Consider the following 6,621-nt stretch of genomic DNA (forward strand, 5'->3'; position numbering starts at 1 on the left):
GTACCCGCCGCGCGGCAGATCTCCGCGCCTCGGCGCGTGCAGCGCCCGCAGTGCGTCGGCGGCGTGCGAGCCGCCCGCCCGTACGACCAGCCCCCGCCCTGGCAACGGCTGCCCGGGACGCACCTCATGCACCGTGCGAGCGCCCGCGTCGCGCAGAACGGTGCGCAGGGCATCGAGCGCCGCGCTGTCGGTCCCCTTGTCGCTGACGAGGCTGACGTCACGGCCGACCGGCACGAACGCCCCCTGCGCACGCAGTGTCTGCGGGCGCGGCCAGACGGACGGCACGCCGCCCTGTGCCGCCGTGTCCCTGTCCGTCGCCCCCGCCGGGGCGCCGTCCGGTTCCGGTGCGGGCGCGGCCCGCACCGTGGGCGCGCTGCCGAGCAGCCCGCCGATGACGGCTGCCGTGAGCGCGGTCGCGCCCGCCCGACGCCGTGCTCTGCCCCCGTGCGCTCTGCCCCCGTGCGCTGCTGCGCTCACCTACGTCCTCCCCGACGCCGGAATCCCCCCGGCCACATCGCAGCCCCTGGGACGCGCGCCGGCCGCGCGCCGGTTCCCGGGCGGTGACCGCTCTCACGCGAAGTACGGACAGTGGCCGACCTGTTGCCTGGCGTGTTCACCGGATTCTGTCACGCCCCTCGGACACACGGTGATGTCCGGTGGTCGGCTCCGTGTCCGGAGCCGGAGAGAGCCGGAAGAGAGCCAGAAGAGAGCCGGGGAGGGAGCCGGGGAAGGCCGAAGAAACGCCGGGGAAGGCCCGTGCGCGGACCCGCCCGGTGGTGGGCTCCGCCGGGACACCTGTAAAATTTCGTGCCAGATGCCCGGAAAACCCGGTGCCCCTTCGTCTTCGGGCGGTCCGTACCGGCAAATCGCCTGCGGATACGGACGTGACCTCGAACACGTTCCCGTCATCGATACGTCTGCGCACGTATCGATTGGGTAGGCCCACACCTGACAACCACTGTCGATGATCGGAGGCCCGCCGTGGCCGCGTCCGCTGAACTGCTGTCCGTCCTGACCCCGCTCCCGGGACAGGTGCTCTCCAAACAGGGGCACGAGCCGGTAGACCTGTCCGGTGTGTCCGACCCCGACTCCGGACTGGACGGCTCGTGCTCCTGCGACTGCTTCGAAGCGCCACTGACCGCTGAGGCCCCCCTCGCCGACGTCGCCCCCCTGACCAGCGAGCCGCCGCTCGCCGAGCTGCCGCTCACCAGTGAGCCCGCCGGCGCCGGCTACGGCACGGAGATGGCGACCATCTGAGCCGCCTGGCGACCACCACGCGTCACACGCCGCTCCCCGGAAGGGAGACGCTGCCCCGGGCCGGGGCGGCGGCCCCGTGAGCGGTCGGATATGTTGACCGGGTGAGCAACAGAATCAACAAGACTTCCCTGCGTGCCGGCACCGTCGCCGCCGGTGTCACGCTGATGCTGCTGGCGTCGTCCCCCGCGTTCGCGCTCGACCGCGACGACGGTGACGACCCCGGCCCCGGACTGAGCGTCATCGAGACCCTCGGTCTGTACGTCGCCACACCGATCGCCCTCTTCCTGATCATCTCCGTGCTGGTGATGGTGGGCGGCAAGTCCGGCAGGAAGCAGAGCTGACCGACGCGGCCGGCGGCGCGGCAGCCGGCCGCGTGCTTCGAGTCACAAAGGCGTCCCGTACGGGGCGCCTTGTCGCGTGTCTGGCCGTAAGTGCCCGGAGGCGGGCGGGCGGCCGCGGAACGCGCCGGGTGGAGGGGCCTCATCGGCACTCGAACGCCCGTACTTTAGGACAGGGGTGTCCGGCTTTGTCGACGAGCTCGTAACAGAGGTTGGAAGCCGGTGCCGGGGTGGGAATCGCCCCGGCATGACGCACAACACCCCGCTCTCCCCGCGGCCCCTCAGTCACCTCGGCGAAGCCGCCCAGTGCCGCGTGCTGACCACCCGCGCCCTGCGCGAGCACGGTGTCTCCACCACCGTGGCCAACGAACGCTGCCGGCCGGGCGGCCCCTGGCAGTTGCTCCTCCCCGGCGTCTACCTGCTGCGCCAGGGACCGCCGACCAGCGACGAGCGGCTGCACGCCGCGCTGCTCTACGCGGGCGCCGAGCGTTCACCGTCCCCCTCCCGGCCGGGGTCTCTCGAGCGCGCCGGCCACGGCCCGCCGGCACCGGCACGGGAGGCGGTGATCACCGGCCTTGCGGCGCTTTCCCTGCACGGCTTCGCGGCCGCACCCTCGTTGCGCGCTCTCGACCGCATCGACGTGCTCGTCCCGCGCGCCCGCCGGCTTCGTTCCACCGGTTGTGTGCGCGTGGTCCGCGGCCACGGGCTGCCGCAGCCGGAGGAGATCACGGGGCTGCCCGTCGCGCCCGTGCCACGTGCCCTCGCCGACGCCGTCGCACAGCTGACGGACGCGGGCATCGTGCGGCGGCTGCTCATCGAATCGGTGCGCGGCGGGCATTGCGAAGCGGCGGCGGTCGTAGCGGAGTTGACGCAGGCGCGGCTGCTGGGACGGCCGCATGTGGTGGACGCCGTCGACACCTTGCTCGCCGAGGGCCGCGCGCTGGCGGAGGGGCGGCTGTACGAGATGGTCTTCCGCCACTGGCTCCCCGAGCCCTGCTGGAACGTCGACCTCCGGCTCCCCGGCGGACCCCCGCTCGGCGGCGTCGACGCCTACTGGCCCGACCAGGCCGTCGCCCTCGAACTGGACACCCGTGCACCCCGTGAGGACGGTGCCGCGCAGTGGTCGGAGTACGCACGCAAGCGCGAGGCGCTGGAGGGTCTGGGCATCACGGTCGTCCACCTGACCCCGGGCAAACTCCGCGAGTCGCTGGAGCAGCAGGCGGCCGTCGTGCGCACGGCCCTGATGACCGCGGCCGAGCGGGACCCGGCCGAGTACGTGGTCGTGGTGCCCCGCTGATCGCTCCGGTCCGCGGGCTCAGCCGCAGTACTCCGCCTCGACCAGCTTCTCGGTGTCGCCCGCCCGGTCGCCGTTGATGTTGAAGGCGGCGGTGTGCGAGCCGTCGGGTGTGGTGACGGCGACGGAGCGGGAGCCGTGGATGGTGCCCTCATGGCCCCAGACCGTGGTGCCGCAGGAGAGCTTCAGTTTGGTCAGGCCCAGTCCGTAGCGGCTGCCGCCGTCCGCGCGGACGGTGGTCTTCATCTCCGCCAGTTGGCGCCGCGGCAGCACGTCGCCGGTCAGCAGTGCGCGCATGAAGCGGACCAGGTCGCCGGTGGAGGCGATCATCTCGCCGGAGGCGCCGGCGAGGGAGGGATCGAGCGCGGTGACGTCGTACTCGCGCGCTTTGGTGCCGGTGCGGAAGAGGGTGGAGTACGCGCGTCCGTGCGGTCCCGGGATGCGGGCGGAGGTGCCCGGCAGTGAGGTGTCGCGCAGTCCCAGCGGACCGACGATCCTGCGCTCGATCTCCCGCGCGTAGGGGCGTCCGGTCACCTTCTCGATGACCATGCCGGCGAGTACGTAGTTGGTGTTGGAGTACTGCCAGTCGGTGCCGGGCGCGAAGGCGGGCGGGTGCGCCATGGCCGTGCGCACCAGATCGGCCGGCTCGTGGGTGTCGTACTTGTGGCGCGCGAACCGTGGACTGAAGTAGCCGCGGCGCAGCCCGGGGTCCCCGGTGAAGTCGTACACGCCGCTGGTGTGGCCGAGGAGTTGGCGGACGGTGATGCGGCGGCCGTCGTGGCCGTTCCCGCGTACGGTGCCGGGCAGCCACCGCTCCACCGGGTCGTCCAGGTCCAGTTCGCCCCGCGCTTCGAGCTGCAGCAGCACCGCGGCGACGAAGGGCTTGGTCAGGCTGCCGATCCGGAACCGGTCCTGGGCCAGGCGCGGGCGGTGGGTGCCGTGGCCGGCCACGCCGGAGGCGCCGTTCCACACCCCGCCGCCGTCCTCGGCCCGTCCCAGCACGCCTGGCGCGCCCGCCTGTTGGACTTCGGTGTCCATCGCGTCCTGGGTCGCGCTGTGACCGCGGTCGGCCGCCGTGGAGGAGCTGATGGAGACGGCTGCCACGGCGGCGACCACCACGGTGACGATGGTGGAGCGCGCTGACATGACAAGAGTCTAATGATCAGAACGGCCGGCGCGCCAGACGGCGACGATGACCAGGGCGCATCCGGCGTACTGGGTCAACGTGGGGCGTTCGGCGAGGAATCCGACGCCGAAGAAGAGGGCGAGAATCGGCTGCAGGAGCAGCAGCGTGGCCCCCTTGTCGGGGGCCAGCCGGGGCAGCGCGGGATTGATCAGGAGCCATGCCAGTACCTGACCCAGCAGTGCCATCGGGATCAGCCAGCCCCAGGCGGGCCAGCCCGGGTTCGGATCGACGCCCGTCCAGAGAGAGCCCAGCGCAGCCGCAGCGATCGCGGCCGACAGCGTCGCCGCGCAGACGGGCAGCGCGGTGTGCGGGCGTACGCCGGACTGCGGTTGCTCACCCTGGAGGTGACGGCCGCCGCCGAGCCGCACCAGGAAGAGGTAACCGGCGAAGGCGACACCCGCCGCCGTACCGAAGGCGACGCCGGAGAGCGGGTCGCTGCCCGGTTCCGCGCGCCCGAGCGCACCGCCGGCCAGGGCGACCCCCGTCAGCAGTACGGGCGCGGTCAGCCAGAACCGCCGGGCGAGCTGCGCGCCGGTGAACACCCGGGCCAGCAGCGGGAAGACCACCAACTGGACGTTGAGCAGAATGGTCGCGATCGACGCTCCCAGATGCTGGATGCTCTGCACCCAGCAGACGAAGTCGACGCCCAGCAGGGCGCCCGCCGCCAGGTCGAGGCCGAGCAGCCGGGCCGGCCGCGCACCGAGCCGCCGGTACTCGGCGGCCGCCAGCGGCGCCAGCACCACCAGCGCGAGCGCGCAGCGCAGGAAGGCGGCGGTGCCCGCGCTCACGCCGGACAGCTTGATGAACATCCCCGAGGAAGCGGTGCAGGCGGCCCCCGCGACGACCAGCAGCGCGGGGCCGGGCCGGGTGGTCCGTTCATCCGCGTAGGTCATCGCCATGCCGCCCACTCTGCCTCCCGGGAAGCGCGGGCGACAACGAGGTTTCGCCGCCGCTGTTCGCACGGCCTACGGCTTGGGCAGCAGGAGTTCCGTGTTGCGGTCGGTGGGGGAGCCGGCCAGATCGTGGCGGACGCCCGGGGCGTTGAAGGACAGCTCGCGGTAGAGAGCGGCCAGACCCGGCTGGGAAAGATCCTCCAGGTCCGTCTTCCGAGGCGCCGCGGATTCGATCAGGGTCGTGAAGAGCGAGAGCGTCCCGTCCCCGTTGTCGGCCAGTTCCAGCGTGCGCGCCATCTGCGGGAAGTCGATGTGAGAGGCGGTGGATATCTCCCAGAACGTCCCGCGCGCCCTGATCCGGTTCTTGTGGCTGTGGCCGTTGATCCATGCCAGCACGTGCGGGTTGCGGCGCAGCAGCTCCAGCAGTTCGGGCCCGCCGTCCGGGGTGGTGGTGCTGGTGTGGTGGCTGAAGAGGAGTACGTATCCGCCCGCCGCCTTCTCCGCCCGCAACTCCCTCTCCAGCCAGCGGAGCTGGGCCCGGCCCACCCGGCCTTCGTACCCGCCGTCCTGCCGTGTCGTGTCCAGACTGATGCCGCGCACGCCCTCCGCTATCGGGAAGCTGTAGTAGAGACGGTCCTCGGCGAGGTTGGCCTCGGTGTAGCCGTGTCCCACCGGTCCCTCGCCCGTGTACCGGCGGCGCAGGTGCGCCCGCACGTAGTCCTGGCGGGTGAAGGGCGCTCGGGTCAGATCGGGCGTGACCGGCCGCACGTCACGGGACCGTGACCGCAGTCGGGAGCGCAGCAGTTCCTTGAACTGTTCGCCCGTCGGGTCGGTGGCCTCTTCCACGGTCTTCCACAGCCGGCCCGCCGTCGCGGAGTCCACTTCCATCAGCTTCCGGCCGCCGACCGCGAACGAGGTGAGGAAGTCGTCGCCGGAGGCGAAGCAGCCGCCCGGCAGCATGTCGTGGTTGCCGATGGTCGAATACCAGGGCAGCGCCAGCCCAGGACTGTTGACCTCACGGATCGCGGCCCGCAGATAGCCCTCGATGCGGGGGAAGCCCAGCGCCTTGTCGTCGTCCCGCAGTGCGGCCTCGGGCTGCCAGTACAGCTTCAGGTCACTGTCCTGCACGCCCTCGTACCTGTCCACGTCGCCGGTGTTCGGGGTGATGCGGCCGCCGCTCATCGCGGTCAGGAACCAGTCGAGTTCGGCACGGCAGTTGTTGTCGGTGTTGTCGCCCGTCGTCATCACGAAGGACAGCGGCTCGCCGGTGGCGGGTCCGCCGCGCAGCCCGTTGACGCGTTCGATGAGCGAGACGGCGCCGGCGACCGAGAGGGCTTCCTGCGGGCGCCAGGCGCTGGTCGTCTCGGGGCGCAGGTACTCGTAGCGCAGCGGGTGCTGTACGTCGACCACATGCAGATCGGTGAACTGTACGAACGCGGCCAGCGGTGTCCGCGTGTCGGCCCGCCCGCGCTTCGCCTCCGCCAGCTCCGTGCGGAGCTCCCGCTTCCAGCCGGGCCCGTCCCCGAGCCGCCGGTAGCCGCCCTCGGTCCCGCGCGGGGTGGCGACCGAGTCGAGCGTCGTACCCGCCGGCGACGGGTCGACCGGGGTGTCGCGGGCGACGGGAGCACGGCGGGGGCCGGGCCGGCGCGGGCC

At 72.4% G+C, this 6,621-nt stretch carries 7 protein-coding genes; 3 read left to right on the forward strand and 4 right to left on the reverse strand.

Going from position 1 to position 6,621, the window contains the following annotated elements:
• A partial coding sequence (locus tag ACRDP3_RS07515; RefSeq protein ID WP_431516057.1) for a glycoside hydrolase family 20 zincin-like fold domain-containing protein occupies positions 1–477 on the reverse strand: 477 nt, incomplete at its 3' end.
• 504 nt (positions 478–981) lie between these two features.
• Here ACRDP3_RS07515 and ACRDP3_RS07520 point away from each other — a divergent pair.
• The 3 genes from ACRDP3_RS07520 (at position 982) to ACRDP3_RS07530 (ending at position 2,892) form a co-directional block, all read left to right on the forward strand.
• Positions 982–1,257: a hypothetical protein gene (locus ACRDP3_RS07520; protein WP_431516058.1), complete on the forward strand. Its 276-nt coding sequence runs from the start codon at positions 982–984 to the stop codon at positions 1,255–1,257.
• 101 nt (positions 1,258–1,358) lie between these two features.
• Positions 1,359–1,598: a hypothetical protein gene (locus ACRDP3_RS07525; protein WP_431516059.1), complete on the forward strand. Its 240-nt coding sequence runs from the start codon at positions 1,359–1,361 to the stop codon at positions 1,596–1,598.
• Positions 1,599–1,842: 244 nt separating this feature from the next.
• Positions 1,843–2,892, forward strand: coding sequence for a hypothetical protein (locus ACRDP3_RS07530; RefSeq protein WP_431516060.1), 1,050 nt, complete (start codon positions 1,843–1,845; stop codon positions 2,890–2,892).
• 18 nt (positions 2,893–2,910) lie between these two features.
• Here ACRDP3_RS07530 and ACRDP3_RS07535 read toward each other — a convergent pair whose 3' ends face one another.
• The 3 genes from ACRDP3_RS07535 to ACRDP3_RS07545 form a co-directional block, all read right to left on the reverse strand.
• Positions 2,911–4,035, reverse strand: coding sequence for a serine hydrolase domain-containing protein (locus ACRDP3_RS07535; RefSeq protein ID WP_431516061.1), 1,125 nt, complete (start codon positions 4,033–4,035; stop codon positions 2,911–2,913).
• A 9-nt stretch (positions 4,036–4,044) separates the two neighbouring features.
• On the reverse strand, positions 4,045–4,974 hold the full coding sequence (locus ACRDP3_RS07540; protein WP_431516062.1) for a DMT family transporter: 930 nt from the start codon (positions 4,972–4,974) through the stop codon (positions 4,045–4,047).
• A gap of 66 nt (positions 4,975–5,040) precedes the next feature.
• Positions 5,041–6,621, reverse strand: a 1,581-nt coding sequence (locus ACRDP3_RS07545) for a TIGR03767 family metallophosphoesterase (RefSeq protein WP_431516063.1), incomplete at its 5' end; no start/stop codon positions are given.

This window comes from Streptomyces sp., assembly GCF_050698815.1.
Taxonomy (GTDB): Bacteria; Actinomycetota; Actinomycetes; order Streptomycetales; family Streptomycetaceae; genus Streptomyces.